Consider the following 26,072-nt stretch of genomic DNA (forward strand, 5'->3'; position numbering starts at 1 on the left):
GGGAACATCATGTGTGGAATAGTCGGAATCTTTGATACGCGCGGCACGCGCGAAATCGACCGCGCGCTGCTGGCGCGCATGAACGAAACGCAGCACCATCGCGGTCCGGACGAGGCCGACCTGTACATCGAGCCGGGCGTGGGCTTCGGCCACCGCCGCCTGTCGGTGATCGACGTGGCCGCCGGCCTGCAGCCGCTCGGCAACGAGGACGGCAGCGTGATGGTCTGCTACAACGGCGAGATCTACAACTACCGCGAGCTGACCGAGGAACTGAAAGGCCTGGGCCACACCTTCCGCACCCGCTGCGACACCGAAGTGATCGTGCACGCGTGGGAAGAGTGGGGCGAGGAATGCGTACACCGCTTCCGCGGCATGTTCGCCTTCGGCCTGTGGGACCGCAATCGGCAGGTGATGTTCCTGGGCCGCGACCGCATGGGCGTCAAGCCGCTGTACTACACCATGCTGCCGGACGGCTTCTTCGCCTTCAGCTCCGAGCTGAAAGCGCTGCGCACCCTGCCGCAGCTGAACCGCGAGATCGACCCGCAGGCGGTGGAAGACTATTTCGCCTACGGCTACGTGCCGGAGCCGAAGACCATTTTCAAGGGCGCGCTCAAGCTCTCGCCCGGCTTCACCCTGCTGCAGAAGGTGGGCGCGCCCATGGCCCAGCCCAGGCAGTACTGGGACGTGCCGTTCAAGCTGCACGGCGCCATGTCCGACGAGGACGCGCAGGAAGAACTGCTGACCCGCATCCGCGAAGCAGTGAAGATCCGCCTGGTGGCCGAGGTGCCGCTGGGCGCCTTCCTGTCGGGCGGGGTCGATTCGAGCGCGGTGGTGGCCATGATGGCCGGCCTCAACGAAGGCCCCGTGCACACCTGCTCGATCGCCTTCAACGACAAGGCCTACGACGAATCCGAATATGCCTCCATGGTGGCCGCGCAGTACAAGACCGACCACTACACCGAGACCGTGGACACCGACGACTACGGCCTGCTCGACACCCTGGCCCACCTGTACGACGAGCCCTTCGCCGACAGTTCGGCCATCCCCACCTACCGCGTTTGCCAGCTGGCGCGCAAGCGCGTGACGGTGGCGCTGTCGGGCGACGGCGGCGACGAGAACCTGGCCGGCTACCGCCGCTACCGCTACGCCATGGCCGAGCAGAACGTGCGCGGCCGCATCCCGGACAGCCTGCGCAAGCCGGTGTTCGGCACCCTCGGACGCCTGTACCCCAAGGCCGACTGGGCGCCGCGCGTGTTCCGCGCCAAGACCACCTTCGAAGCGCTGGCGCGCGACGCGGTGGAAGGCTATTTCCACGGCGTGACCATCATGTCCGACGCCATGCGCGACAAGCTGCTCAGCCCGAGCTTCCGCGCCGGCCTGCAGGGCTACCGCGCCATCGACGTGATGCGCGGCCACGCCGCCAATTCGCCGACCGACGATCCGCTCTCGCTGATCCAGTACATCGACATGAAAACGTATCTGCCGGGCGACATCCTGACCAAGGTGGACCGCGCGTCGATGGCGCATGCGCTGGAAGTGCGGGTGCCGCTGCTGGACCACAAGCTGGTGGAATGGATTTCCGGCCTGCCGTCGAGCATGAAGCTGCGCGGCGGGGAGGGCAAGTATGTGTTCAAGAAGAGCCTGGAGCAGCACCTGCCGCACGACATCCTGTACCGCAAGAAGATGGGGTTCGCGGTGCCGCTGGCGGCGTGGTTCAGGGGCCCGCTGGCGCAGCGCGTGCGCGACTCGCTGCTGGGGCCGATGCTGGCCGACACCGGGATCTTCAACAAGGCTTTCCTGCACGAGCTGGTGGAGCACCACCAGTCCGGCCGCCGCGACTACAGCGCGCCGATCTGGACCTTGCTGATGTTTGAAGCTTTCCTGCGCAAGGAAATGGCGGCGTAAAAAAGGCGGGTTACGCGGCTTCGCCGCTAACCCGCCCTACGTGAAGACCGCGGTGGCGCGTGAGCCGCCGGCCGTTACGCGGCCTGGGCTGCCGCCGGCAGCGCCAGCGTGCGCAAGCAGATGTCCTCGAATACCCGCGCCGCCTTCTCGTGGCCGAAGCGTTCCTCCACCAGTTGCCGCGCGCGGCGCGCCAAGCCGTCGCGCAAGGCGCCGTCGGCCAGCAGCCGCAGCACCGCGTCCGCCATGGCGGACGGATCGTCGCGCTCCAGGTAATGCACATCCTTCTCCGCCTCCAGGCCCTCGATGCCGATCGCGGTCGACACCACCGGGCAGCCCATGGCCATGGCCTCGAAGGCCTTGATGCGCGTGCCGCCGCCCACCAGCAGCGGAATCACGAAGGCATGCGCCTTGTGCACATAGGTGCGCACGTCATCCACAAAGCCGGTGAACTCCACGTTGGACGTGCTGCGCGCCAGCGCCTGCAGCGAGGCGGGCGGGTTGCGGCCCACGATCACGAAGCGCGCTTCGGGCCGCGCCGCCAGCACTGCCGGCCACACCTGCCCCAGGAAGAACTGGATGCCGTCGATATTCGCGGCCCAGTCCATGGAACCGGTAAACACCACGGTGGGCGGCGTGGCCGCATCCACGGCGGGCGGGTCCTGGTACGAGAAGAAGTCCAGGTCCACCCCGGTGGGTATCGCGTACGACTCGGCCACCTGGTAGGCATCCTTGAAGAAGCGCGCGTCGCGCTCGGAGACGGCGATCACGCTGTCGAAGCTGCGCAGCGCATCGCCTTCGAACTGCGCCATCTTCGCGTGCTGCGAACTCCACAGCCAGCGCCTGTGCGGGCCGCGCGCCTGCTGGGCGTGGCGCGCGAAGATTTCCGCTTCCACGTTGTGCGTGAAGCAGGTGCTGCGCGCGCGCAGGACGGCAGGGCGCAGCACGGCCGAGTGCACGAAGTCGAACACCATCAGGTCGATGTCGGGGCGCTGCGCCAGCTTGCGCACCGCGTCCATGCCGGGCCGGGTCCTGTCGTTGGCCACGTTCACCGGCAGGCTGCCCAGCAGGTCGAAGGCGCGCCGCCACATGGGGCGGTGCGGCGCCGGCTGCCAGGGCACGAACTCGTCGCACACGCCGGCGATTTCCTTGCTCCAGCGGCGCGCCTGCTCCGGCGTGGCCGCGCTCAGCAGGGTCACGTGGAAGGCGCCGCCCTTCAGGCCGCGCAGGATATTGGTGCTGCGGATCTTGCCGCCCGCGTCGTTCGGAAACAGGAACACGGGCGAGATGAAGACCAGTTTCGGCTTGGAACCGTTCACCAGCAGATGCCCTCGTACTGTGCGCCCGGCGCGTCGCGCAGCTCGGCGTAGCCGGACAGGTCGATGATGCGGCGGCCCTTGGCGCGCGAGACGATGGCCTGGCGCGCCTCGGCGTCGGCGTGGCCGATGACGATGATCTCAGCGTCGTGCAGCGCCGCTTCCGGCGTGTCGCGCAGCAGCTTGTCCAGGTGCGGGATTTCCTGCTCGATAAATTCCTTGTTCTTGCCCAGCAGGCGGCTGATCTTCACGAAGCGGTCGAAGATGGCCAGCTCGAAGCCCTTGCCCAGCAGGCGCTCGGCCAGCACCACCAGCGGCGAGTCGCGCATGTCGTCGGTGCCCGGCTTGAAGGCCAGGCCGAACAGCGCCACCTTCTTGCGGCCGTTTTTGGCGATCATGTCGTAGGCGCGCTTGATGTGGGCCTCGTTGCTGTCCAACAGGGCGGACAGGGTCGGAATCGGCACGTCCAGGTCGCGCGCCATGGTCAGGAAGCCTTTCACTTCCTTCGGCAGGCAGGAGCCGCCGAAGGCGAAGCCGGGGCGCAGGTAGGCCGGCGAGATGTTCAGCTGGGTGTCCTGGCAGAAGATCTTCATCACTTCGCGGCCGTCCAGGTTGCAGGCCTTGAGCACGGAGCCGGCTTCGTTGGCGAACACGATCTTCATCGCGTGGAACACATTGCACAGGTATTTCACCGACTCGGCGATCTGCGTGCTGGTGCGCTCGAACTTGCCCGGCAGGCCCTTGTACATCTCTTCCATGGCTTCGTAGCCGGCCTCGCCCAGGCTACCCACCACGGTCTGCGGCGGGTTGTGGAAGTCCTTCACGGAACTGCCTTCGCGCAGGAACTCGGGGTTGAACACCAGCGACAGGCCTTCGCCTATCTTGCGCCCGGACGCTTCCAGCAGGATCGGCAGGATGCGTTCTTCGGTGGTGCCCGGCGGGACGGTGCTGCGCAGGACGATGACGTGCGCGCCCTTTTTCTTGCGCAGGATGGCACCGATGGAGCGCACCACGGCGTCCACCGCCGTCAGGTTGGGCGAGTAGTTGGGGTTGGACGGCGTGGCCACCGAGATCAGCGACACGTCCGAGTTCAGCACCGCGTCTTCCACGTCGTGCGTGGCGCGCAGCTTGCCGGCCGCCACGGCCTGGGAAATGAGCTCGTTGATGCCTTCTTCCACCACCGGCGACTGGCCGTCGTTGATCATCTTCACCTTGAGCGGATTGGTGTCGACACCGATCACTTCATGGCCAAGTTCGGGCAGGCAGCCGCACGATACGGCGCCCACGTAACCCAGTCCGAAAACAGAAATTTTCACGGCAGTCCTTTCAATTGTTGGTGCCGCGCCAGGGCAGATACCAGTCGCGGAAGCGGGACAGACCGGTTTCCAGCGTGGTGGTGGGCGCGAAGCCGACCCAGTCGCGCAGCTTGTCGATGGCCGCGTAAGTGGCAGGCACGTCGCCCGGCTGCATCGGCAGGAAATTCATTTTCGCGTCCACGCCCAGCACCCGCTCCAGGGTCTGGATGAACTCCAGCACGCGCACCGGCTGGTGGTTGCCGATGTTGAAGACGCTGTGCGGAACCCTGCCTTCGGCAACGGGCTGCGGCTTGTGCAGCAGGCGCACCACGCCTTCCACGATGTCGTCGATATAGGTGAAGTCGCGGCTCAGTTTTCCCTCGGCGAAAACGGGGATGGCTTCGCCGCGCATCATCTTCTCGGCAAAGCTGAAGTAGGCCATGTCCGGCCGGCCCCACGGTCCGTAGACGGTGAAGAAGCGCAGGCCGGTGGCGGGAAGGGCAAACAGGTGGCTGTACGAGTGCGCCATCAGCTCGTTGGCCTTCTTGGTGGCGGCATACATCGACACCGGGCCGTCGCAGCGGTCTTCCTCGCTGAAGGGCAGGCTGGCGTTGGCGCCGTACACGCTGCTGCTGCTGGCGTACAGCAGGTGCTGCACCTTGTGGTGGCGGCACGCTTCCAGCATGTGGCCGAACGCCACCAGGTTGGACTGCACGTAGGCGCCTGGATTGTCCAGCGAATAGCGCACGCCGGCCTGCGCGGCCAGGTGCACCACCAGCGCCGGCTGCTCGCGCGCGAACAGCGCCTGCACCTGCGCGCCGTCGGCCAGCTCCACCGTGTGGCATGCGATGCCGGCCGGAGCCAGCAGGGCCTGCACGCGGCCGGTCTTCAGGCGCGGGTCGTAGTAGTCGTTGAAATTGTCGCAGCCCACCACGCTGTGGCCCATGGCCGCCAGGCGCGCCGCGACCGCGCTGCCGACAAAGCCGGCGGCGCCCGTTACCAGCACTTTCTGCCGCTGCGCCTGCGTCACGTCCGCGCTCATGTGTTGGGCGCGTGGTTGATGCGTCCTATGCCTTCATAGGACAGGCCGGCAGCGGTAACCGCCTCCAGGTCGTAGATGTTGCGCCCGTCGAACACCGCCTTGGCGCGCAGGTTGGCGGCCAGGTAGCGGAAGTCCGGCGAACCGAATTCCTTCCACTCGGTGACCAGCACCAGCGCGTCCGAATCGAAGGCCGCTTCCTTGGCCGAGGAGGCCAGGAACAGCAGGTCCTGGCAGCGCGCCTGGCCATGCTCGGCCAGCAGCAGGCGTTCGGCTTCCTTGCTTGCCACCGGATCGTAGGCGCGCACCTTGCAGCCGGCCGCGAACAGGGCGCGGATCAGCACCAGGCTGGGCGCCTCGCGCATGTCGTCGGTGTTGGGCTTGAAGGCCAGGCCCCACAGGGCGACGGTCTTGCCGTGCAGCGCGCCGGCGCTGCCGAAATGGCGCACCAGCTTGTCGAACAGCACATTCTTCTGGCGCTCGTTGACGTCCTCGGTGGCCTGCAGGATGCGCAGCGGCTGGTCGAAGTCGGCGCCGGTGCGGATCAGGGCCTTCACGTCCTTGGGGAAGCAGGAGCCGCCGTAGCCCATGCCCGCGTACAGGAACTGCGGGCCGATGCGCGGGTCCTTGCCCATGCCCAGGCGCACCGCCTCAATGTCCGCGCCCAGCAGCTCGGCCAGGTTGGCCAGCTCGTTCATGAAGCTGATGCGGGTGGCCAGCATGGCGTTTGCGGCGTACTTGGTCAGCTCCGCGCTGCGCACGTCCATCTCGATGAACTTCTCGTGCTGACGGCTGAACGGCGCGTACAGCTGGCGCATCAGCTTCATGGCGGACGGGCTGTCGCTGCCGACGATGATGCGGTCCGGGCGCATGAAGTCGTCCAGCGCCGCGCCTTCCTTCAGGAATTCCGGATTGCTCACCACGTCGAAGCGCACCTCGGCGCCGCGCTTGGCCAGTTCCTCGGCGATGGCGGCGCGCACCTTGTCGCCGGTACCGACCGGCACGGTGGACTTGTCCACCACCACCACCGGCTTGGTGATGCGCTGGCCGATGCTGCGCGCGGCGGCCAGGATGTATTGCAGGTCGGCGCTGCCGTCTTCATCGGGCGGGGTGCCGACCGCGAGAAAGATCACGTCCGCGTGCGCCACCGCGTCGTCGTAGCTGGTGGAAAACAGCAGGCGCTCGGCGGCTGCGTTGCGGGCCACCAGGGTATCGAGGCCGGGTTCGTGGATGGGAATGCCGCCGCTGTTGAGGAGAGCGATCTTGCGCTCGTCCACATCCAGGCACAAAACGGTGTTGCCGACATCGGCAAAACAGGCTCCGGTCACAAGACCGACGTAGCCCGAGCCTATCACAGAAATATTCATATATCGTGCCTGTAGACTGAACGCCAGGGAGGGGCGAGAGGCGGATTGCGCTTGGACGTCCAAGCGTAGCTCTTGCGTAATTGTACTTTCAATTTTATTATCAGTAAACGTGCCGCAGTGCGGCGAAACGCCCACCGGTTCCTACCTTTGACAATGAAGCTACTCACCTTCAGCACCTTATTTCCAAACGAACAACACGCGGGCCACGGCATCTTTGTGGAAACCCGGCTGCGCTACCTGTTGTCCAGCGGCAAGGCCACCTCGCGCGTTGTCGCGCCCGTGCCTTGGTTCCCTTCGAGCAATCCCCGCTTTGGCGAGTATGCCAGCTATGCCAAGGTGCCGCGCCACGAGGTGCGGCACGGCATACAGGTGAGCCATCCACGCTATATCAGCCTGCCCAAGATCGGCATGCGGGTGGCGCCGCTGCTGCTGGCGCGCGCCGCCAAGCGCGAAATCGGCCGCATCCTGGATGAAGGATACGACTTCGACCTGATCGATGCCCACTATTTTTATCCGGACGGCGTGGCCGCAGTGATGCTCGGCAAGTACTTCAACAAGCCCGTGGTGATCACCGCCCGTGGGACGGACATTAATTTAATTCCGCAATATTCATTGCCTAGACGTATGATTTTGTGGGCTGCGCGCAACGCCCAGGGCATGATCACCGTGTGCCAGGCGCTAAAAGATGAAATGGTGCAGCTCGGCGTCGACCCGCAACGGGTGACGCCGCTGCGCAACGGTGTGGATTTACAACGTTTTGAGCCGTTGCCGGAGCGCAACGCCGTGCGCAGCGAACTGGGGCTGAACCGCTACACCTTGCTGTCGGTCGGCTACCTGATCGAGCGCAAGGGCCACGAGCTGATCATCGCGGCCCTGCCTGCGCTGCCGGACGCGGAACTGCTGATCGCCGGCAGCGGCCCGGACCGCGCCAAGCTGGAAGCGCTGGCGCTGCAGCTGGGCGTGGCGGACCGGGTACAGTTCCTGGGTCCGGTGGCGCAGCCGGAACTGAAGCGCTACTACAACGCGGCCGACGCCATGGTCTTGGCCTCCAGCCGCGAAGGCTGGGCCAATGTGCTGCTGGAGGCCATGGCATGCGGCACGCCGGTGGTGGCCAGCAATGTGTGGGGTACGCCCGAAGTGGTGGCCACGCCGGCCGCCGGCGTGCTGATGCGCGAACGCACGCCGCTGGGCGTGGCCGACGCCGTGAAGGCGCTGCGTGCTGCGCCGCCCGAACGCGCCGACACGCGCCGTTACGCCGAGCTGTTCAGCTGGGACGCCACCACCGAAGGCCAGCTGCGCCTGTTCAGCGACATCCTGCAGGGGCGCGGCACGCCGCCGTGGCCGGCTGCGCAGCCGGGTGGCGCGCGCCCGGGAGTGCGCCCATGATGGCCATGCACGCAGCCCTGCAGGCGGACAGCGAGCCGGCCGGCGGGCAGGGCCAGGAACCGGCCACAGCGGAGGCAAAGGGGAACGATACGCGCCCGCTGGTGCTGCACGTGATCCACCACCTCGTGATGGGGGGACTGGAGAACGGCTTGGTCAACCTGATCAACACCATGCCGCCCGAGCGCTACCGTCACGCCATCCTGTGTGTGGAGAACTACAACGATTTCCGCCTGCGCATCCAGCGCGCCGACGTGGAGGTGTACGCCTTGCACCGCTCGCGCATCGGCATCTGGCGTATGCGCCTGGAAATGCTGCGCCTGTGCCGCCGCCTCAAGCCGGCCATTGTCCACTCGCGCAATATGTCCGGGCTGGACGTGCTGCTGCCGGCGCGCCTGGCCGGCGTGCGCGCCTGCGTGCACGGCGAGCACGGCTGGGACGTGGGCGACCTGGACGGCAGCCAGTGGAAGCCGGCGCTGCTGCGCCGCCTGCACGCGCCGCTGATCGACCGCTACATCACTGTCTCGCAAGACCTGGCGCGCTACTTGGCGCGGCGCGTGGGCGTGGCGCAGCCGCGCATCAAGCAGGTCTACAACGGCGTAGACACCGCACGCTTCCTGCCGCGCGCGGCGGGCGCGCTCCGGCTCGCCCTGCCGGACGGTTTCGCGGGCCCGGACGACATCCTGGTCGGCACCGTCGGCCGGCTGCAGCCGGTGAAGGACCAGGCCACGCTGCTGCGCGCTTTCGCGCGCCTGCGCGACACGCAGCCGGCGCTGTGGCCGCGCCTGCGGCTGGCGATTGTCGGCGGCGGCCCGCTGGAGCAGGCCCTGCATGCGCTGGTGGCCGAACTGGGCGTGCAGCAGCAGGTCTGGCTGTCCGGTGCGCGCGACGACGTGCCGGCCATCCTGGCCAGCTTTGACGTGTTCGTGCTGCCCTCGCTGTCCGAAGGCATTTCAAACACCATCCTGGAAGCCATGGCCTGCGGCCTGCCGGTGCTGGCCACCGGCGTGGGAGGCAACCTGGAGCTGGTGCGCGACGGCGAGTGCGGCCGCTATTTCAAACCCGGCGACGTGGACGCCCTGGCCGCCATGCTGGCGGCCTACTGCGGCGACCCCGCGCTGCGCGGGGCGCACGGCGCGGCATCGCGCAAGATAGCAGTGGAGGAATTCAGCATGGCGGCAATGGTCAACAACTACATGGCGGTGTACGACAGCGCCGCGAAGCGCGCATGAGCGGCGCGCGCGATCACAGCGGCATCGCACCGCCGCCCGCTGCCGCCGGCCGGGATGGCGCCACCGATGCTGCCGCTGCTGGCACTGCTACCGCTACTGCTGCCTCCGCCGCCCGCGGCACCGCCTGGCTCATCCACGCGCTGCTGGCTGCGCTGGTGGGCCTGCTGTTCCTCGGCGCGCACGCGGACGGCTCCTACTGGTGGAGCGACGCCCCGCGCCACGCGCTGAACGGCGTGTTCGTGAAAGACCTGGTCGCGGCCGCGCCATGGTCCGACCCGTCGCGCTACGCCTACGACTACTACGCCCAATACCCCGCGCTCACCATCCTGTTCTACCCGCCGCTGTTCTACGCCATCAGCGCCCCCTTCTACGCGCTGTTCGGCGTCTCCGAAGGCACGGCGCTGCTGGTGGTGGCGCTGCATTACGTGGCCTTTGTCTGGGGCGCGTGGGCGCTGTTCCGCTGCTGGCTGCCGGCCTGGCCGGCCGCCGCCGCCGCCGCCATGGTGGTGCTGCTGCCCGAGATCGCCTTCTGGGGCCGGCAGGTGATGCTGGAAGTGCCCAGCCTGGCCTTCTTCATCTGGAGCGCCGCGCTGTTCACGCGCTACCGCCACACCGGCTATGCGCGCCCCCTGCTGCTGTACGGCGCGGCCGCCTTGCTGCTGCTGGCCATGTACACCAAGCTCACCGCCGGCTTCCTGGCGCTGGCCTTCGCCGGCACCCTGCTGTATGAACGCCGCGCCGCTGCGCTGAAGGACCGCCACGTGTGGCTGGCCGTGCTGATTGCCTGCATCGGCCTTATCCCGCTGCTGGTGCTGACCGTGAAGTTCGGCCAGGCCAACATCCAGTCCGCCTCCGGCATCAACGATTCGCTGGTCTCGCGCCGCTCGCTGGCCGGCTGGCTGTGGTATCTGCGCCAGTTCCCCGGCCAGCTGGGCTGGGCCGTGCTGGCGGCCGGCGCGGCCGGCGCGCTGGCCATCGCTGCGGGCGCGGTGCGGCGCCGCAGCCTGGACGGGATCGGCACCCTGAGCCGGGCCGACGCCGTGTTCTGGCTGCTGTGGATGGTGGCGGGCTACCTGTTCTTCTCCGCCATCGACCTGAAGGAAGCGCGCCACAGCGTCTACATCCTGCCGCCGGTGGTGCTGGCCGCAGTGCTGTTGCTGATGCGCCTGCGCCAGCCGCGCTGGCGCGGCGCCGCGCTGGCCGCGCTGACGGCGGCAGTGGCGCTGCAGACCGTGCTGACGCGGCCGGTGGCCTATGTGGGCGGCTATGCCGAGGCGGCGCAGCTGGTGGCGCAGAAGGCGCCGCGGGACAGCAGCGTACTGTTCTCCGGCTACCGCGACGGCTCCTTCGTGTTCAATATGCGCACCCACGAGGAGCGCCGCGACCTGACCGTGGTGCGGGCCGACAAGATCTTACTGAACGTGGCCGTGCGGCGCGAACTGGGCGTCAAGGAGCACGACTTGAGCGAGGAGGACATCCTGGCCCAGATCGACAGCCTGAACGTGAGCTACCTGGTGGTGCAGCCCGGCTTCTGGAACGACCTGGCCGTGATGCAGCGCTTCGAGCGCGTGCTGGCCAGCGGCCAGTTCGAGCCCGTGGCGCGCATTCCCACCCCGAACAACGTGAAGGCCTATGAGACCGAGCTGGTGGTGTACCGCAACAAGGCGCCGTCCGGCCGCCGCGCCGGAACGCGCAAGCTGGACCTGCCCATCATCAACCGTTCCATCGAGGCGGGCAAATAATTTTTTCGCATTGCAACAATTGGAGACAATCCGGGCGGAATCGCTGGCTATACTGAAGTTTCCCAGCGAGCCCCCAGCCCCGCCTCGCGTATCGAAACCCTTACCAGCAAGGATATGCGATGCGCCACAACACCCCTGTCACCCAGAATGAATACGTGCTCGACGACGGCAAGACCATCGTCTCGACCACGGATTTGCAAGGCAACATCAACTACGCCAACCCGTATTTCGTGGAAGTGAGCGGCTTCACGGAAACCGAACTGATAGGCGCGCCGCAGAACATCCTGCGCCATCCGGACATGCCGGCCGAAGCCTTCGCCGACCTGTGGGCCACCATCAAGGACGGTATGCCCTGGACCGGCATGGTGAAGAACCGCTGCAAGAACGGCGACTTCTACTGGGTGCTGGCGAACGTGACGCCGGTGATAGAAAACGGCAGGCCCGTCGGCTATATGTCGGTGCGCACCAAGCCCGGCCGCGAGCAGGTGGCGCAGGCCGAGGCGCGCTACCGCGAGATCAGGGACGGCAACCGCAGCGGCCTGCGCATCCGCAACGGCCGCGTGCTGGAAAGCGGTGTGCTGGCCAGGCTCAACGAGCTGCGCAAGCTGTCGCTGGCCAGCCACCTCGGCATCAACTGCGCCTGGCTGACCGCCAGCATGCTGGTGTTTGCGGTGGCGTTCTGGACCCAGGACAGCCGGAGCGGCGGCTGGCTGGGCGCGGGCGCGCTGCTGGCGGCGACCGTCGTGCTGTATTTCTGGTACAGCCTGCACCGCGCCATGGTCGGCCCGCTGCAGCGCGCCACGGTGGCCGCGCGCAAAATGGCGGGCGGCGACCTGACCGGCGTGATCGAGGTGCCGCGCGACGACGACATGGGCCAGCTCCTGGCCGCGCTGCGCCAGATGAATGTGAACCTGCACAGCATCATCGGCGACGTGCGCAGCAATTTCGACGAGATCAAGCTGGCCACCACGGAAATCGCCAGCGGCAACCAGGACTTGTCCGGCCGCACCGAGTCGCAGGCCAGCAGCCTGCAGCAAACCGCCGCCAGCATGGAGCAGCTCACCACCAACGTGCAGCAGAGCGCCACCAGCGTGGCCAGCGCCAACCAGCTGGCCGAGGCGGCGTCGCAGATCGCCGGGCAGGGCGGCGCCATCGTGTCGCAAGTGGTGACCACCATGGACGACATCAGCACGTCTTCGCGCAAGATCCTGGACATCATCGGCCTGATCGACGGCATTGCCTTCCAGACCAACATCCTGGCGCTGAACGCGGCCGTGGAAGCGGCCCGCGCGGGCGAGCAGGGCAGGGGCTTCGCGGTGGTGGCGGGCGAGGTGCGCAACCTGGCGCACCGTTCCGCCAGCGCCGCCAAGGAGGTCAAGCAGCTGATCGATCTGTCGATCGAAAAGGTGAACGCAGGCACGGTGCTGACCGGGAACGCGGGCGCCACCATGAGCGAAGTGATCAAGTCGGTCCGCCGTGTCACCTCGGTGATGGACGAAATCTCCACCGCGACCAGGGAGCAGGGCAACGGCATCGTGCAGGTGAACCAGGCCGTGATCCAGATCGACGACATCACCCAGCAGAATGCCGCGCTGGTGGAGCAGGCGGCCGCCGCCGCAGCCAGCCTGGCGCAGCAGACCGAATGCGTGGCGCAGGCGATGGCCGTGTTCAAGCTGCACGCACTGGCGGCGCCGCCGTGGCAGCGCGCGCCGGCGGCGGCGCCCGCTGCCACGGCGGCCCCGCCGCGCGCCGCGCTGCGCCAGCTTGCCTAGCGCCGCGCGCGGCCTTCCCGGTGAACCGTGTAAGATAGCGGAGTAATTCACAGGGGAAACTTTTATGCGTCTGACCTTCCTGCTGGCGGCCGCCTGCGCCGCCGCCCACACCCTGGCCGTGGCCGCGCCTGCGCCCGCACCCGCCGCCGATCCGCGCCTGGACGGCGTCAAGCAAGTCGAGCGCAGCGCCTGCATACGCCAGGGCAATACCGGCCCCGGCGCGCCCAGGAACCTCAAGCTGGTGCCCAAGTACTGCGAGTGCGTGGCCAGGACTTACTGGGACGGCATCCCGAAAGCCGAAGTCGACGAAGTCATGAACAACGGCCAGTCCGCGGCCGTGGACCGGCAAAAGGGCGAACGCATGGACGCGGCGCGCGCCGCCTGCCAGGTCAAATGAAGGTCAGCCTGACCGTCCAGGGCTGGGAATTCGACGCCGGCGACGGCAGCACGGTGCTGATGGCGGCACAGCAGGCCGGCATCCGCCTGCCCAGCTCCTGCCGCAACGGCACCTGCCGCACCTGCCTCTGCCACATGGGCAGCGGCACGGTGCGCTACCTGGTTGAATGGCCGGGCCTGAGCGCGGACGAAAAGCGCGAAGGCTACATCCTGCCCTGCGTGGCGGTGGCCGAGTCCGACCTGGCGCTGGCCGTGCCGGCCGCGCGCCGCATCGAGGCGGGCCGCTAGCCTGCTAGCCTGCTGGCTTTAGAGGCCCGGGCCCCGGTCCGCGCCGCCGTCGCCCCGCCTGAGCCTGCTCAGCAAGGCATCCGCGCTCTCGCTCAGCGGCAAGCCGTGCTGGCGCAGCATCTGGATGTGCAGCACCAGGTTTTCCAGCACCAGCTTGGCCGCCACCGCCATCAGCGTCAGGCGGCGGTCCTCCTCGCTGAAGGACTCCATGGCGTCGGCCATCTCCACCAGATGGCTGGCCACCAGGGCGCGCAGGTCCTGCTCCTCGAAAGGCAGGTCGGCAAAATCGATCGGGTCTTCCTGTTCCACTTCCAGCATCAGCGTTTCCAGTTCTTCACGCGTGATCGACATCTGTTGCTCCTGTGGTTGCCCTGAATGCATTTTAGACCTAAGCTGGTCCGGTCCGCGCTAGAATTTCCGGTCCAGGAGCGTCGCTTTGGCACACATCATTTTTACTCAGCAATTAGCCCGCTTCCTGCCCGTGCCCCGGCTCGAAGTGCAGGCGGCCGACCTGCGCGCCGCGCTTGACGCCGCCTTCGCGGACAACGCGCGCCTGCGCGGCTACGTGCTGGACGACCAGGGCCGGCTGCGCGAAAACGTGGTGGTCTTCATCGACGGCCGGCGCAGCCGCGACCGCGCCCGGCTGGACGACGCGCTGCGGCCCGATTCCCAGATCTACATCTTGCAGGCACTTTCAGGAGGCTGACATGGCAGACCGCGCGTATCTCGCAACCCGCAAGGGCTTGTTCGAGCTGGCCGCAAAGAACGGCGTATGGAAACTGGACAGCCACCACTTCCTGGGCGAGCCGGTCAGCCAGGTACTGGCGGACGAGCGCGACGGCACGCTGTACGCCGCGCTCAACCTGGGCCATTTCGGCACCAAGCTGCACCGGCGCGACGCCGGCAGCGCCGAATGGACCGAAGTGGGCGTGCCGGTCTACCCGCCCAAGCCCGAAGGCAGCGAGGACACGACCGACTGGACCTTGCGCCAGATCTGGTGCCTGGAGGCCGGCGGCAAGGACGAGCCGGGCGTGCTGTGGGCCGGCACCTTGCCGGGCGGCCTGTTCAAGTCCGCCGACCGGGGCGCCAGCTGGCAGCTGGTGGAATCCCTGTGGCAGCTGCCCGAGCGCCGGCAGTGGATGGGCGGCGGCTACGACGTGGCGGGCATCCACAGCATCTGCGTGGACCCGCGCGACAGCCGCAGCATCCTGGTCGGGGTGTCGGTGGGCGGCGCCTGGCTCAGCACGGACGGCGGCGCCAGCTGGCAGCTGCGCGCCAGCGGCATGGTGGCCGGCTACATGCCGCCCGAGATGGCCGAAGACGGCGTGGCCCAGGACCCGCACCGCATCGTGCGCTGCGAAGGCGAGCCGGACAAGCTCTGGTGCCAGCACCACAGCGGCATCTGGCGCAGCGTGGATAACGGCGCGCGCTGGACGGAGGTGAAGGAGGTGCAGCCGTCGGCGTTCGGCTTCGCGGTGGCGGTGCACCCGCGCGACGGCGACACGGCCTGGTTCGCGCCCGGCGTGGCCGACCAGCAGCGCATCCCGGTGGACGCGGCCATGGCCACCACCCGCACCACGGACGGCGGCGCCAGCTTCGCGGTGCAGCGCAACGGCCTGCCACAGGAGCACTGCTACGACCTGGTGTACCGCCACGGCCTGGCGGTGGCTGAAGACGGCAAGACCCTGCTGATGGCGTCGACGACCGGCGGCGTGTGGCTGTCGGCCAACGGCGGCGACTACTGGCAGACCATCTCCAGCAATATGCCGCCGGTGTACGCGGTGCGCTTCGGCTGAACGTCCGGAACGGCTAAGCCGCGTAATAGGCCAGGAACATATCCGCCGCCGTCGCGATCACGGCAGCTTCGGCGGCCGGCTCCAGCACCGGCTGGCCCATGGTCACCTGCGGCCAGAACGCGAATGCCTTCAACTGCCCTTGCAGCAGATGCGAGGCAAAGGCCGTGTCCATGGGCTTGAGCTTGCCGTCCGCCTGCGCCGCGCGCAGCCAGGCGTTTACGCCTTCCTCCTTGTCGGCCAGCCTGGCCACCATCTCCCGCGCCCGCTCCGGGTGGTGGATGCCCTCGGCGATGGCGACCCGCGCCAGGTCCAGGAAATAGCTGTCGCGCAGCAGCGCCATCTTGGCGCCCATCAGCTCCAGCAATTGCGCGCGCAGCGGCTGGTCCGCGCGGTAGCGGAAAGCCTGCAGCGCCGCGCTGCTGTCCCATAGCTGCTGCAGGATGTGGGCGAACAGCTCGTCCTTGCTCGGGAAGTGGTTGTAGACCGTGCGCTTGGACACGCCTGCCGTGGCGGCGATCTTGTCCATGCTGGTGGCGTCGAAGCCGTTGGCGCGGAATTCGGCCACGGCGGCGGCCACGATGTCGTGGCGCTTGCGGTCGGTCAGGCGGGAAGCGGGCGGGGTGTGCATGGAAGTATTTTACACCGCATAGTTTACTTTCTCAAAAAATGAAACTACACTGTGCAGTATACTTTTTGAGGCTGGCCGATGAAACGCCTTGCACTGCTCACCTTTTTCCTGGGAACCCTGACCATGGCTTACTGCACCCTGTCCGCACAAGAACTCGAGCACGAATCGCCGCAATACCGCGACGGCAAATTCCGCAACCCGGTGCAGATGCACCAGGCCGGCTTCATGGGCACCCTGCGCATCCTGTACCGGATGGCCTTCGAGAAACCGGCAGACACCGCGCCGGCCAAGGCCGTGCCGGTGCACGCCATCACGCGCGAGCAGCTGCTGGTGGCGAACAACAACAGCGTGTTCCGGCTTGGTCACTCGACGGTGCTGCTCAAGCTGGACGGCCAGTTCTGGCTGACCGACCCGGTGTTTTCCGAGCGCGCCTCGCCGTTCCAGTGGCTGGGTCCGCAGCGCTTCCACCAGCCGCCGATCAGCATTGCCGAGCTGCCGCCGCTCAAGGGGGTGATCCTGTCGCACGACCATTACGACCACCTGGACCACGCCGCCGTGCTGGCGCTGGCGGCCAAGACCGAGCACTTTTTGGCGCCGCTGGGCGTGGGCGACACCCTGGTCAAGTGGGGCGTGCCGGCAGCCAAGGTGCAGCAGCTGGACTGGTGGCAATCCACCGCCGTGGACGGCGTGCGGCTGACGGCCACGCCGGCGCAGCACTTCTCCGGCCGCGGTCTCACGGACCGCAACAAGACGCTGTGGGCGTCCTGGGTGATCCAGGCCGGCGGGCAGCGCATCTTCTTCAGCGGCGACACCGGCTACTTCAAGGGATTCAAGGAGATCGGCGACAAATACGGCCCCTTCGACCTGACCATGCTGGAGACCGGCGCCTACGACCCGCAATGGCCGGACGTGCACATGCAGCCGGAACAAACGATGCAGGCCCACATCGACCTGCGCGGAAAGCTCCTGATGCCCATCCACAACGGCACCTTCGACCTCGCGCTGCACGCCTGGAACGAACCGTTCGACCGCATCAGCGCCCTCGCCGAAGCACGCGGCCAGGCGCTGACCACCCCCGAAATCGGGCAGCAACTCAACCTGCGCCACATCCCCGCCACCGGCAAATGGTGGCAGCAAGTCCTCTGACCCAACAAACTGAGCCGCATTTTGCCCACCCCGGGGTCTGACCCCGAAGTTGGCAGTATGCGGCTCAGGCTGCTTGTAGGCGGTGTCCTGTCGGTGTCAGGTTGCGCCGGATCGCGATAAAGCCGAGTCCTACATCTGCCCCGGCTGGGCGCGCGGTGCCGCACTTCGGGGTCAGACCCCGGGGTGGGGGAAATGCGGCTCAGGCTGGTTGTAGGGGGGAGTCGGGGGCGGGTCAGACGATGACGTTGATGAGGCGGCCGACCGTTTGGCCCTGGGCGTTGAGCTGGGGCGCGCGCGGCAGGGCGTCGGCGCTGGCGGGGACGGGTTTGGCGATGGCTTTGTCGAGCTGCACGGGGGCGGGCGCGGTGGCCGTGGCGCTGCCGGCATGGCGGCTTTCTTGTTGACGGGTGCTGAGCTGCTCCTGGTCCTTGGCCAGCTGCACCCGGCTGCCCTGCAGGCGGCTGGCGTCCTGGTCCACGCGTGTCTGGTCCTGCTGCACTTTGCGTTCGGCAGCGGCAACCGCATTGCGCAACGTATCGACGGACGTGACGGTAACCACGGTGCACCCCTCGGAGCGGACTTAACTCAAGCGTAGGCGAAAACTGGCTGACGTGCAATAAAAAAAGGCAAGGCCGGAGGGGATCGGCCTTGCCCAAGACTACAGGGAGTAAGTTTGCTGAGCGCCTGTCAGAAGCGGTACAGCAGCGAGCCTTCCACCGCGCGGCCGAACAGCGGACGCGCATTGATCGGGCCGCTGTTGCCGCTGGTCAGGCGCGAGTTGCCTTCCGTCAGGCCCAGCTCGTTGTTGACGTTGGTGGCCGCCACCCGGATCTCGATCTTCTCGCCCAGCGAGAACAGGGCGCCCAGGTCCACCGTCTTGTATGACGGCAGATATTGCAGGTTGGCCTGGTCGGCCCAGCGGTCGCCGATCTTGGTGAAGGTGCCGTACAGCTTGACCGAGTTGTCGTCGCCCAGCGGGATCTTGTAGGTCGGCGTGAAGCGGAACTGCAATTTGGGCTGGCGCTGAACAGTCTTGCCTTCGGTGGCGGGATTGTCCTTGTATTCGGACTTCTGGTAGTCGCCCGTCAGGGTCAGGGTCAGGTTGCGCACCGGGCGCACCGACACTTCCCACTCCAGGCCGTTGCCCTTGGAGCCGCTGGTGGAGTTCAGGATGCTGCCGTTGGACAGGATCTGCTGGAAGGCAATGCCGTCGAACTCGGTGTGGAAGGCGTTGATGTAGGCGCTGTACAGCTCGCCCACCGTCTTGAAGCCGATTTCCAGCTGCTTGATCTTGGGCGTGGGCAGGAAGCTGCGGTCGTCCACGTTCTTCTGGCTGCCGGCGTTGCGCAGGTCGTCGAAGGAAATGAAGGTGTGGCCGGTGTTGGCGCGCGCGAACACGCTGGCGTCCTTGCTCAGCTTGTAGTTGCCGCCGATGGTGAAGGAACTGGCGGTGTCCTTGCGGCTGAGCGCAGTGTACGAGCCGGACGGCATCGAGGTGCCGTTGTTGTACACGGTGAGCGGGTTGTTGTCGGTGTCGCCGGCGATCAGGTTGGACACCGTGCCGTCGATCTTCTGCCGCTCGCGGCGCGCGCCCGCATCGACCTTGATGCGGTCGTTCACTTTCCACTCGTTGCTGATGTAGAAGGCGGTGTTGCTGCCGTCGTAGGAGGCGTTCGGCGCGTAGAACACATTGCCGTCGGTGCCGTTGTTGGACACCACCACGCCATTGTTGAGCTTGACGTTGATCAGGCTGGCGTTCGGCACTGCCGTCATCAGGTGGCTGTTGCCCAGGTACCAGACGTCGTCCGACGAGTAGTTGGCAAAATAGGCGCCCACCGTGACGGTGTTGCCCTTCATCCATTCGCGGCTGATGCGCAGCTCGTCCGTGAACGATTTCAGCTTTTTCTCCACCGCCCACAGGCCGGCCTGTACCACTTGCGTGCTGTCGGACACGGCGCCGCCGCCGTTGGTGAAGGTGGCCGCCGCCGACGTGGCCGGACGGCCCGCCGCCGCCAGCGTGGCGGCGTTGCCGTTGGCCGCGGCGATGGCGGCCGCATTGTAGGCGCCCATGCTCAGCGGGTTGTTGCCGGTAAACATGGCGATGGTGTTCATGTCCGCGTCGAAACGGTTGAACTTGTTGGACACGGTCCAGCCGTTGAAGGTCTGGTCGAACTCGGCGCCGAACACATTGCCCTTCAGGCCGCGGCCGTCGCCCAGGTCGTAGGTCAGGGTCTTGCCGGGCGCCGCTTCGATGGTGAAGCGGCGCATTTCGCCGCTCATCAGGGTGCCCTTGAGCGGGTCGAAGCCGGGGAAGGCGCTGATGCTGCGGCCTTCGTTGGCCGAGATCAGCGGCACCCCGGTGTAGAAGGCATTCTTGTCGCTGGTGCTGCGCGCATACAGGGTCAGTTCGCCCTGGTCCAGCTTGCGGGTCAGGGTGGCGGTGATCTGGTGGCCGTCGTCGGCCGGGAAGCCGGCGTCGCGCACGCCGTGCGCGGTGCGGTAGAAGCCGCCGACGCTGCCGTACCAGCCCTCGCTGATCTTGCCGCCGTAGTACAGGTCCACGCGGCGCAGCTCGCCGGTGCCGGCGGTGAAGCGCAGCGTGCCTTCCGGCGTGTCGTTGCCCTTCTTCAGGATGAAGTTCATGGTGGCGCCCGGCTGGCCGCTGGAGAAGATGGTGCTCGGGCCGCCGCGCAGCACTTCCACGCGCTCGATGGTGTCGTCCAGGCGGAAGGCGGACGAGCCTTCGAAGAAGGACAGGGTGGGCACGGGATAGATGGGGTTGCCCTGCATTTGCACCGAGACGAAGGGCGAATCGGAGCCGGACGGGAAGCCGCGTACTTCGATATTGGCGCCGGACTGGCCGCCGGTGGCTTCGGCGTACACGCCGGGCACCAGCTTCATCACGTCGGCGGTGCTGCTGGGCGAGGCCTGTTTCAGCTGTTCTTCATTGGCGGTGGTGATGGAAAACGCGGAATCGAGCTTGCGCACGCCGCGCGAGGCCGCCACGCCGGTCACCACCACTTGTTGCAGTTCGGCGGCCACGGAATCCTTGGCCGGGGCGGGCTGGGCGGCCGGCGCCGCTGCCGTTGCAGCCTCCTGCGCCTGCGCCGTGTTCATCAACGTCAGGACGGCCAGCGTCACGGACGACAACAGGAACTTGTTCGAGCTGTTCATATGCTTCTCTTTCTTATCGAGGTAATCGTGCAGTCTCCTGGACATGATGCCACTGTCCACACGCTTCGCAGAGGTCTGTGCTGCGAAAGTGTAGCCATTAAATCCACAAATGATATCGATGTCAATCAAAATGTTATCGATGTCATTTTTCTGTTGCATCCGAAAAAAATCTGGCATAATGGGTTTCAGAACTGACGAAAAGACAAATGCATGCCTGCACCTAAGACTGGAATCCGCAACAGCGACGCGGGCCTGACCATGGAAGACCTGGCCAAACTGGCCGGCGTATCGAAGATCACGGTGTCCCGCGCGCTGCGCGACAGTCCGCTGGTGACGCCGGAAACGCGCGAAAAAGTGCGCCAGATCGCCAGCGAGCAGGGCTACCGCCTGAACGTGAGCGCGCGCAACCTGCGCATGCGCCGCAGCTATTCGGTGGCGGTGGTGGTGGAAATGACGCCGGCCAAGGGCCGTCCGATGTCGGACCCTTACCCGCTGGAGCTGTTGGGCGGCATCACGCAGGAATTGACGACGGCCGGCTACAGTGTGGTGCTGACGTCCAAGCAGCTGCTGGACACGGCCCCGGTGCAGGGCGCGGACGGCATGATTTTGCTGGGCCAGGGTTCGCATGGGGAAGCTGTGCACGCGCTGCAGCGCACCGGCCTGCCGCTGGTGGTGTGGGGCGCGCCCGAACCGGGCGGCGACTACGTGGTGGTGGGCTCGGACAACCGCGCCGGCGGTGTCAGCGCCGCGCAACGCTTTATCGACCAGGGCCGCCGCAAGCTGGTGTTCCTGGGCGACGTGGACCACGCCGAAGTGCAGGAGCGCTGCGCAGGCTTTATCGACGCCATGGGCGGGCAGGGCACGGTGCACATCATCCGGCCCAAGGCCTTCACCTTCGAGGCGGGTTTCGACTGCATCTCGGCGCTGCTGAAGAAGAAGGGGCCGGTGTTCGACGGCGTGTTCGCGGCCAGCGATTCGCTGGCCATGGGCGCCATCCGCGCGCTGGCGGAAAAGAATATGCGGGTGCCGGAATCGGTGTCCGTGATCGGCTACGACGACACGCCCAGCGCCGCCAGCTTCGTGCCGCCGCTCACCAGCGTGCACCAGTATCTGCGCGACGGCGGCGTGTTGCTGGCAAAGAAAATGCTGGGCCTGATCGAGGGCCAGCCGGTGCAGTCCGAAATGCTGCCGACCATGCTGATGGTGCGGCAGACTTGATCCCGTAGCAACCCAGCCTTCGGGCTGGTTTTTTTAAAGCCCGGCTCCAAACCGGTTTGAATCATCGAAAAGGACGCATCGTGCCCTCTGACGCCCCACAACACACCTATCCGCTGGAACCCTGGTGCATCCGCGAGACCGCCTTCGACACGCAGTCGCACTTCCTGGATGAAACCTTGTTCGCGCTGGGCAACGGCTATATCGGCCTGCGCGGCACGCACGAGGAAGGCTACACCGGGCCCAAGGGTACGTCGCTGGACGGCAGCTACCTGAACGGCTTCTATGAATCGGAAGCCATCCACTATCCGGAGGCGGCCTACGGCCTGGCCAAGACCAACCAGTTCATGCTGAACGTGCCGAACGCCAAGGGCATCGCGCTGTGGCTGGAGGACGAGCGCTTCGATCCGCTGCAAGGCACCCTCGACAGTTACGAACGCGTGCTGGATTTCCGCACCGGCGTGCTGCGCCGCACCCTGGAATGGACCTCGCCGCAGGGGCGCCGCGTGGCCATCGCCAGCCGCCGCCTGGTCAGTATGACGGACAAGCACCTGTTCGCCATCGAATACGAAGTGACGCCGCTGAACTTCTCCGGCAAGGTGGTGCTGGTGTCCAGCGTGGACGGCGCCGTGAAGAACCTGGAAGCAGGCGACGACCCGCGCGTGGGCTCGGCCGTGAGCGGCCGGTCGCTGGCGCTGGTGGGCGCCGAACAGGCGCCGCACTACTCCGCGCTCACCCAGCGCACCGTCAACAGCGGCTTCCACCTGGTGAGCGCGGTGCGGACCGACGTGCGCGGCGTGTTCGAGCTGGCGCAGCGCAGGGTGGGGGAGGACGGCCAGCGCCTGGAGCAGGCCTACACCGTGGCAGCCCTGCAGGGCGAGGCGGTACGCCTGACCAAGTACGGCAGCTACCACACCTCGCGCGACTATCCGCAAGCCGAGCTGCTGCCGCGCGCCCAGTCCACCCTGGCCGCCGCGGCCGCGAAGGGTTTCCGCGCGCTGGCGCAGGAGCAGGAACAATACCTGGCCGACTTCTGGCAGCACGCCGACGTGGAGATCAGCGGCGACGACGCGCTCCAGCAAGGCATGCGCTTCAACCAGTTCCACCTGCTGCAGTCGGCCGGCCGCGACGGCAAGACCAACATCTCCGCCAAGGGCGTGACAGGGGAGGGCTACGAAGGCCACTATTTCTGGGATACGGAAATCTACATCTTCCCCTTCTTCCTGTACTCGAAGCCCGAAATCGCCAAGAAGCTGCTGGAGTACCGCTACGCAGGCCTGCCGCTGGCGCGCGAGCGCGCGCGCCAGATGTCGCACGCCAAAGGCGCGCTGTACCCGTGGCGCACCATCGCCGGCGTGGAATGCTCGGCATACTACCCGGCAGGCACCGCGCAATATCACATCAATGCGGACATCGCCTATTCCATCAAGCTGTACATGGATGCGACGCAGGACGAGGCTTACCTGCTGCAGTACGGCGCCGAGATCGTGCTGGAGACGGCACGCATCTGGATGGGCATCGGCGCCTACGACCGCGCCGGCCGCTTCTGCATCAACGAGGTGACCGGGCCGGACGAGTACACGGCGCTGGTGAACAACAACTACTACACCAACGCGATGGCACGCATGCACCTGAACTTCGCAGCGTCCATCGCCGAGCGCCTGGCGCTGCAGCAGCCGGCCGACTTCGCGCGCATCGCCGCCGCGGTGCAGCTGGACGCGGACGAAGCCGCGCAATGGCGCCGCGCCGCCGCGCAGATGCTGCTGCCGTACGATGAAGCGCTGCAAATCCACGCGCAGGACGACAGCTTCCTCGACAAGAAGGTGTGGGACTTCGCGAACACGCCGAAGGAAAATTATCCGCTGCTGCTGAACTACCACCCGCTGGTGATCTACCGCCACCAGGTGTGCAAGCAGGCCGACGTGGTGCTGGCACTGCTGCTGCTGAGCGACGAGTTCCAGCCGGACGACAAGAAGCGCGACTTCGACTACTACGAGAAGGTGACCACGCACGATTCCTCGCTGTCCTCCTGCATCTTCAGCATCATCGCGGCGGAAGTGGGCTACCACGACAAGGCCTACGACTACTTCATGGAGACCGCGCGCCTGGACCTGGACGACACGCACGGCAATACGCACTACGGCGTGCACACCGCCGCCATGGCCGGCACCTGGATGGGCGTGGCCTACGGCTTCGCCGGCATGCGCGTGGTGGATGGCGCGGTGCGCTTCGCGCCTACTTTGCCGAAACAGTGGCAGCACTACCAGTTCAAGCTGCACCTGCGCGGCTGCCTGCTGCAGGTGCGCGTGGAAGCGGGCCGCACCGTCTACACCTTGCTGCAGGGGGAGTCGCTGGCGTTCGCCCACCGTGGCCAGCCGGTTGAACTCAGCGCCAGCGCCAACGTGAAGGAAATCGCATGAGCAGCAATTCGACATTCGACGCCGTGATCTTCGACCTGGACGGCGTCATCACCGACACCGCGCGCTATCACTACCTGGCCTGGAAGCGCCTGGCCGAAACGCAGGGCGTGCATTTCGACGAAGCCTTCAACGAGCACCTGAAAGGCATCGACCGCATGGGCTCCCTGGAACTGATCCTGGCCTCGGCGGGCCGCAGCTACTCGCAGGAGGAGAAGCTGGCGCTGGCCGATGCGAAGAACAAGCACTACGTGGAGCTGATCGCCTCCATGTCGCCCGCCGACCTGCTGCCAGGTGCCGTGCAGGCGCTGGACGCCTGCCGCGACGCGGGCCTGAAGATCGGCCTGGCCTCGGTCAGCAAGAACGCCTTCGCCGTGCTGGCCATGCTGGGCATCACGCGCAAGTTCGACTACGTGGTGGACGCGGCGAAGATCGAAAAGGGCAAGCCGGACCCTGAGATCTTCCTGAAGGCCGCCTCGGCGCTGGGCGTGTCGCCGTCGCGCTGCCTGGGCGTGGAGGACGCGGTGGCGGGCGTCGCCGCCATCAAGGCTGCCGGCATGACGGCGCTCGGCGTGGGCGACCCTGCGGTGCTGACGCAGGCGGACCGCGTGATCCCTGGTCTCGACCGCTTCAGCCTAAGCCTCGGCTACGCAGAATAAAACTACAATCATAAAAATACCGGAGACCACATGAATAAGCAGCGCATCCTGTTCGCCCTGTTTTTGATTTACTTCGTTTTCGCCATCCTGCTCAACAGCGTGGGCACGGTGATACTGCAAGTGATCGGCAACTACGGCGTGAGCAAATCGGGGGCCAGCGTGCTGGAAGGCTTCAAGGACCTGCCGATCGCGGTGGTCTCCTTCCTGGTGGCGTCTTTCCTGCCGCGCATCGGCTACAAGAAGGCCATGCTGGCCGGGCTGGCGCTGGTGACTTTCGCCTGCATGGCCATGCCGCTGGTGCCCGGCTTCCTCACCACCAAGCTGCTGTTCCTGTGCGTGGGCGTGGCGTTCGCGCTGGTGAAGGTCTCCGTGTATTCCACGCTGGGGCTGATCGCCTCGGACCGCAAGCAGCACGCCAGCATCATGAATACGCTGGAGGGCTTCTTTATGGTGGGCGTGCTCAGCGCCTACTGGGTGTTCGGCTACTTCATCGATTCGGACCATCCGCAGTCGCAAAGCTGGCTGCAGGTGTACTGGGTGCTGGCGGCGCTGTGCGCGATGACCTTCGTGCTGGTGCTCACCACGGAGTTCGACGAAAGCACCGCCGCGCTGCCGCCCGAGCGCAGCCTGGCGCAGGACTTCGCCGCCATGCTCAAGCTGTTCTTCAAGCCCCTGGTGTGCGTGTTCGTCATCACCGCCTTCCTGTACGTGCTGATCGAACAGAGCGTGGGCACCTGGCTGCCGACCTTCAACAACGAAATCCTCAAGCTGCCGGCAGCCATGAGCGTGCAGGTCACCAGCATCTACGCGGCCTGCCTGGCGGTGGGACGGCTGTCGGCCGGTGTCTTGATGCGCAAGCTGAACTGGTATCCGGTGATGAACGGCTGCGTGCTGGGCATGGGCGCCATGGTGCTGCTGGCGCTGCCGCTCACGCACGACATTGCGCACGACCCCTACGTCACCTGGTCCACCGCGCCGGTGGCGGCTTTCCTGTTTCCGCTGATCGGCCTGTTCATGGCGCCGATCTATCCCGGCATCAATTCCGTCATGCTGAGCTCCCTGCCGAAGAACCAGCACTCGGCCATGACCGGCCTGCTGGTGATCTTCTCGGCGCTGGGCGGCACTACTGGCTCGCTGATCACGGGTTATGTATTCGGCAACTTCAGCGGTCATTTCGCCTTCTACCTGACCCTGGCGCCCATCTCTATCATCTTGATTATGTTGTATTTTTTCAAAAGGTCTGTGGATGCGGGGGCGGATGGCTATGGTGGCTCGGCTATAATCACCGGTCAGCATTGAAGCCTC

General features: G+C 66.5%; 22 protein-coding genes. 14 read left to right on the forward strand and 8 right to left on the reverse strand.

Features of this window, described 5'->3' with window-relative positions:
• Positions 1 to 9 precede the first annotated feature (9 nt).
• Positions 10 to 1,905 (forward strand): XrtA/PEP-CTERM system amidotransferase, encoded by a 1,896-nt coding sequence (locus tag ASC94_RS22865; RefSeq protein ID WP_056401072.1) that lies wholly within the window; start codon positions 10 to 12, stop codon positions 1,903 to 1,905.
• A 74-nt stretch (positions 1,906 to 1,979) separates the two neighbouring features.
• Here ASC94_RS22865 and ASC94_RS22870 read toward each other — a convergent pair whose 3' ends face one another.
• Genes ASC94_RS22870 through ASC94_RS22885 form a run of 4 tightly spaced genes read right to left on the reverse strand, consistent with a single transcriptional unit; the run spans position 1,980 to position 6,919 of the window.
• Positions 1,980 to 3,221 carry a glycosyltransferase family 4 protein gene (locus ASC94_RS22870; protein ID WP_056401075.1) on the reverse strand — a complete coding sequence of 414 codons (1,242 nt, stop codon included), beginning with the start codon at positions 3,219 to 3,221 and terminating at the stop codon, positions 1,980 to 1,982.
• The gene (locus ASC94_RS22875; protein WP_056401078.1) at positions 3,218 to 4,534 is read right to left on the reverse strand and encodes a nucleotide sugar dehydrogenase; all 1,317 of its coding nucleotides are present in this window, start codon (positions 4,532 to 4,534) and stop codon (positions 3,218 to 3,220) included. Before ASC94_RS22875 ends, ASC94_RS22870 begins: the two co-directional genes overlap by 4 nt.
• A 10-nt stretch (positions 4,535 to 4,544) precedes the next feature.
• Positions 4,545 to 5,555, reverse strand: a complete 1,011-nt coding sequence (locus ASC94_RS22880; protein WP_056401081.1) for an NAD-dependent epimerase/dehydratase family protein — start codon at positions 5,553 to 5,555, stop codon at positions 4,545 to 4,547.
• Positions 5,552 to 6,919, reverse strand: coding sequence for a UDP-glucose/GDP-mannose dehydrogenase family protein (locus tag ASC94_RS22885; RefSeq protein ID WP_056401083.1), 1,368 nt, complete (start codon positions 6,917 to 6,919; stop codon positions 5,552 to 5,554). Before ASC94_RS22885 ends, ASC94_RS22880 begins: the two co-directional genes overlap by 4 nt.
• A gap of 153 nt (positions 6,920 to 7,072) precedes the next feature.
• Between ASC94_RS22885 and ASC94_RS22890 the strand changes: the two genes are divergently transcribed.
• The 6 genes from ASC94_RS22890 (at position 7,073) to ASC94_RS22915 (ending at position 13,732) form a co-directional block, all read left to right on the forward strand.
• Positions 7,073 to 8,305, forward strand: coding sequence for a glycosyltransferase family 4 protein (locus tag ASC94_RS22890; protein WP_056401085.1), 1,233 nt, complete (start codon positions 7,073 to 7,075; stop codon positions 8,303 to 8,305).
• Positions 8,302 to 9,534, forward strand: a complete 1,233-nt coding sequence (locus tag ASC94_RS22895) for a TIGR03088 family PEP-CTERM/XrtA system glycosyltransferase (protein ID WP_229417379.1) — start codon at positions 8,302 to 8,304, stop codon at positions 9,532 to 9,534. Before ASC94_RS22890 ends, ASC94_RS22895 begins: the two co-directional genes overlap by 4 nt.
• Entirely contained in the window at positions 9,531 to 11,276 is a 1,746-nt protein-coding gene (locus tag ASC94_RS22900) for a glycosyltransferase family 39 protein (RefSeq protein WP_082616766.1), read from the forward strand. The genes ASC94_RS22895 and ASC94_RS22900 overlap by 4 nt, the downstream gene beginning before the upstream one ends.
• A 119-nt stretch (positions 11,277 to 11,395) precedes the next feature.
• On the forward strand, positions 11,396 to 13,048 hold the full coding sequence (locus ASC94_RS22905; RefSeq protein ID WP_056401088.1) for a PAS domain-containing methyl-accepting chemotaxis protein: 1,653 nt from the start codon (positions 11,396 to 11,398) through the stop codon (positions 13,046 to 13,048).
• A gap of 64 nt (positions 13,049 to 13,112) precedes the next feature.
• Positions 13,113 to 13,445: a hypothetical protein gene (locus ASC94_RS22910; RefSeq protein ID WP_056401090.1), complete on the forward strand. Its 333-nt coding sequence runs from the start codon at positions 13,113 to 13,115 to the stop codon at positions 13,443 to 13,445.
• Positions 13,442 to 13,732, forward strand: a complete 291-nt coding sequence (locus ASC94_RS22915) for a 2Fe-2S iron-sulfur cluster-binding protein (protein WP_056401093.1) — start codon at positions 13,442 to 13,444, stop codon at positions 13,730 to 13,732. Before ASC94_RS22910 ends, ASC94_RS22915 begins: the two co-directional genes overlap by 4 nt.
• A gap of 18 nt (positions 13,733 to 13,750) precedes the next feature.
• Here the strand turns inward: ASC94_RS22915 and ASC94_RS22920 are convergent, their stop codons facing one another.
• The gene (locus ASC94_RS22920; protein WP_056401097.1) at positions 13,751 to 14,083 is read right to left on the reverse strand and encodes a hypothetical protein; all 333 of its coding nucleotides are present in this window, start codon (positions 14,081 to 14,083) and stop codon (positions 13,751 to 13,753) included.
• 85 nt (positions 14,084 to 14,168) lie between these two features.
• Between ASC94_RS22920 and ASC94_RS22925 the strand changes: the two genes are divergently transcribed.
• Positions 14,169 to 14,438: a MoaD/ThiS family protein gene (locus ASC94_RS22925; RefSeq protein ID WP_056401100.1), complete on the forward strand. Its 270-nt coding sequence runs from the start codon at positions 14,169 to 14,171 to the stop codon at positions 14,436 to 14,438.
• Position 14,439: 1 nt separating this feature from the next.
• Positions 14,440 to 15,528: a sialidase family protein gene (locus ASC94_RS22930; RefSeq protein ID WP_056401104.1), complete on the forward strand. Its 1,089-nt coding sequence runs from the start codon at positions 14,440 to 14,442 to the stop codon at positions 15,526 to 15,528.
• Positions 15,529 to 15,541: 13 nt separating this feature from the next.
• Here the strand turns inward: ASC94_RS22930 and ASC94_RS22935 are convergent, their stop codons facing one another.
• Positions 15,542 to 16,156, reverse strand: a complete 615-nt coding sequence (locus ASC94_RS22935; protein ID WP_056401108.1) for a TetR/AcrR family transcriptional regulator — start codon at positions 16,154 to 16,156, stop codon at positions 15,542 to 15,544.
• Between the two features lie 123 nt (positions 16,157 to 16,279).
• On the opposite strand from ASC94_RS22935, the gene ASC94_RS22940 reads away from it, so the two are divergent.
• A complete protein-coding gene (locus ASC94_RS22940; protein ID WP_056401566.1) occupies positions 16,280 to 17,302 on the forward strand; it encodes an MBL fold metallo-hydrolase in 1,023 nt (340 codons plus the stop codon).
• A 232-nt stretch (positions 17,303 to 17,534) separates the two neighbouring features.
• Here ASC94_RS22940 and ASC94_RS22945 read toward each other — a convergent pair whose 3' ends face one another.
• Both ASC94_RS22945 and ASC94_RS22950 read right to left on the reverse strand, forming a co-directional pair.
• Positions 17,535 to 17,861, reverse strand: a complete 327-nt coding sequence (locus ASC94_RS22945; protein ID WP_056401113.1) for a hypothetical protein — start codon at positions 17,859 to 17,861, stop codon at positions 17,535 to 17,537.
• Positions 17,862 to 17,989: 128 nt separating this feature from the next.
• Positions 17,990 to 20,476 (reverse strand): TonB-dependent siderophore receptor, encoded by a 2,487-nt coding sequence (locus ASC94_RS22950; protein ID WP_056401116.1) that lies wholly within the window; start codon positions 20,474 to 20,476, stop codon positions 17,990 to 17,992.
• A 210-nt stretch (positions 20,477 to 20,686) separates the two neighbouring features.
• Between ASC94_RS22950 and ASC94_RS22955 the strand changes: the two genes are divergently transcribed.
• From ASC94_RS22955 to ASC94_RS22970, 4 genes are all read left to right on the forward strand, one after another.
• On the forward strand, positions 20,687 to 21,694 hold the full coding sequence (locus ASC94_RS22955; protein WP_056401119.1) for a LacI family DNA-binding transcriptional regulator: 1,008 nt from the start codon (positions 20,687 to 20,689) through the stop codon (positions 21,692 to 21,694).
• 80 nt (positions 21,695 to 21,774) lie between these two features.
• Positions 21,775 to 24,111: a glycoside hydrolase family 65 protein gene (locus ASC94_RS22960; RefSeq protein ID WP_082616768.1), complete on the forward strand. Its 2,337-nt coding sequence runs from the start codon at positions 21,775 to 21,777 to the stop codon at positions 24,109 to 24,111.
• Entirely contained in the window at positions 24,108 to 24,767 is a 660-nt protein-coding gene (gene pgmB / locus ASC94_RS22965; RefSeq protein WP_056401124.1) for a beta-phosphoglucomutase, read from the forward strand. Before ASC94_RS22960 ends, pgmB begins: the two co-directional genes overlap by 4 nt.
• A 30-nt stretch (positions 24,768 to 24,797) precedes the next feature.
• Positions 24,798 to 26,066, forward strand: coding sequence for a sugar MFS transporter (locus tag ASC94_RS22970; protein ID WP_056401127.1), 1,269 nt, complete (start codon positions 24,798 to 24,800; stop codon positions 26,064 to 26,066).
• Positions 26,067 to 26,072: the final 6 nt, after the last annotated feature.

The sequence above is a fragment of the Massilia sp. Root418 genome (assembly GCF_001425265.1).
Lineage (GTDB): Bacteria > Pseudomonadota > Gammaproteobacteria > Burkholderiales > Burkholderiaceae_D > Rugamonas.

Excerpts from the sequence above, each read along its gene's own strand:
- ASC94_RS22905 (WP_056401088.1), top strand. The coding sequence starts at position 11,396 with ATGCGCCACAACACCCCTGTCACCCAGAATGAATACGTGCTCGACGAC.
- ASC94_RS22930 (WP_056401104.1), top strand. The coding sequence starts at position 14,440 with ATGGCAGACCGCGCGTATCTCGCAACCCGCAAGGGCTTGTTCGAGCTG.
- ASC94_RS22900 (WP_082616766.1), top strand. The coding sequence starts at position 9,531 with ATGAGCGGCGCGCGCGATCACAGCGGCATCGCACCGCCGCCCGCTGCC.
- ASC94_RS22940 (WP_056401566.1), top strand. The coding sequence starts at position 16,280 with ATGGCTTACTGCACCCTGTCCGCACAAGAACTCGAGCACGAATCGCCG.
- ASC94_RS22880 (WP_056401081.1), bottom strand. The coding sequence starts at position 5,555 with ATGAGCGCGGACGTGACGCAGGCGCAGCGGCAGAAAGTGCTGGTAACG.
- ASC94_RS22885 (WP_056401083.1), bottom strand. The coding sequence starts at position 6,919 with ATGAATATTTCTGTGATAGGCTCGGGCTACGTCGGTCTTGTGACCGGA.
- ASC94_RS22890 (WP_056401085.1), top strand. The coding sequence starts at position 7,073 with ATGAAGCTACTCACCTTCAGCACCTTATTTCCAAACGAACAACACGCG.
- ASC94_RS22970 (WP_056401127.1), top strand. The coding sequence starts at position 24,798 with ATGAATAAGCAGCGCATCCTGTTCGCCCTGTTTTTGATTTACTTCGTT.
- ASC94_RS22950 (WP_056401116.1), bottom strand. The coding sequence starts at position 20,476 with ATGAACAGCTCGAACAAGTTCCTGTTGTCGTCCGTGACGCTGGCCGTC.
- ASC94_RS22955 (WP_056401119.1), top strand. The coding sequence starts at position 20,687 with ATGCCTGCACCTAAGACTGGAATCCGCAACAGCGACGCGGGCCTGACC.
- ASC94_RS22910 (WP_056401090.1), top strand. The coding sequence starts at position 13,113 with ATGCGTCTGACCTTCCTGCTGGCGGCCGCCTGCGCCGCCGCCCACACC.
- ASC94_RS22935 (WP_056401108.1), bottom strand. The coding sequence starts at position 16,156 with ATGCACACCCCGCCCGCTTCCCGCCTGACCGACCGCAAGCGCCACGAC.
- pgmB (WP_056401124.1), top strand. The coding sequence starts at position 24,108 with ATGAGCAGCAATTCGACATTCGACGCCGTGATCTTCGACCTGGACGGC.
- ASC94_RS22915 (WP_056401093.1), top strand. The coding sequence starts at position 13,442 with ATGAAGGTCAGCCTGACCGTCCAGGGCTGGGAATTCGACGCCGGCGAC.
- ASC94_RS22895 (WP_229417379.1), top strand. The coding sequence starts at position 8,302 with ATGATGGCCATGCACGCAGCCCTGCAGGCGGACAGCGAGCCGGCCGGC.
- ASC94_RS22920 (WP_056401097.1), bottom strand. The coding sequence starts at position 14,083 with ATGTCGATCACGCGTGAAGAACTGGAAACGCTGATGCTGGAAGTGGAA.
- ASC94_RS22865 (WP_056401072.1), top strand. The coding sequence starts at position 10 with ATGTGTGGAATAGTCGGAATCTTTGATACGCGCGGCACGCGCGAAATC.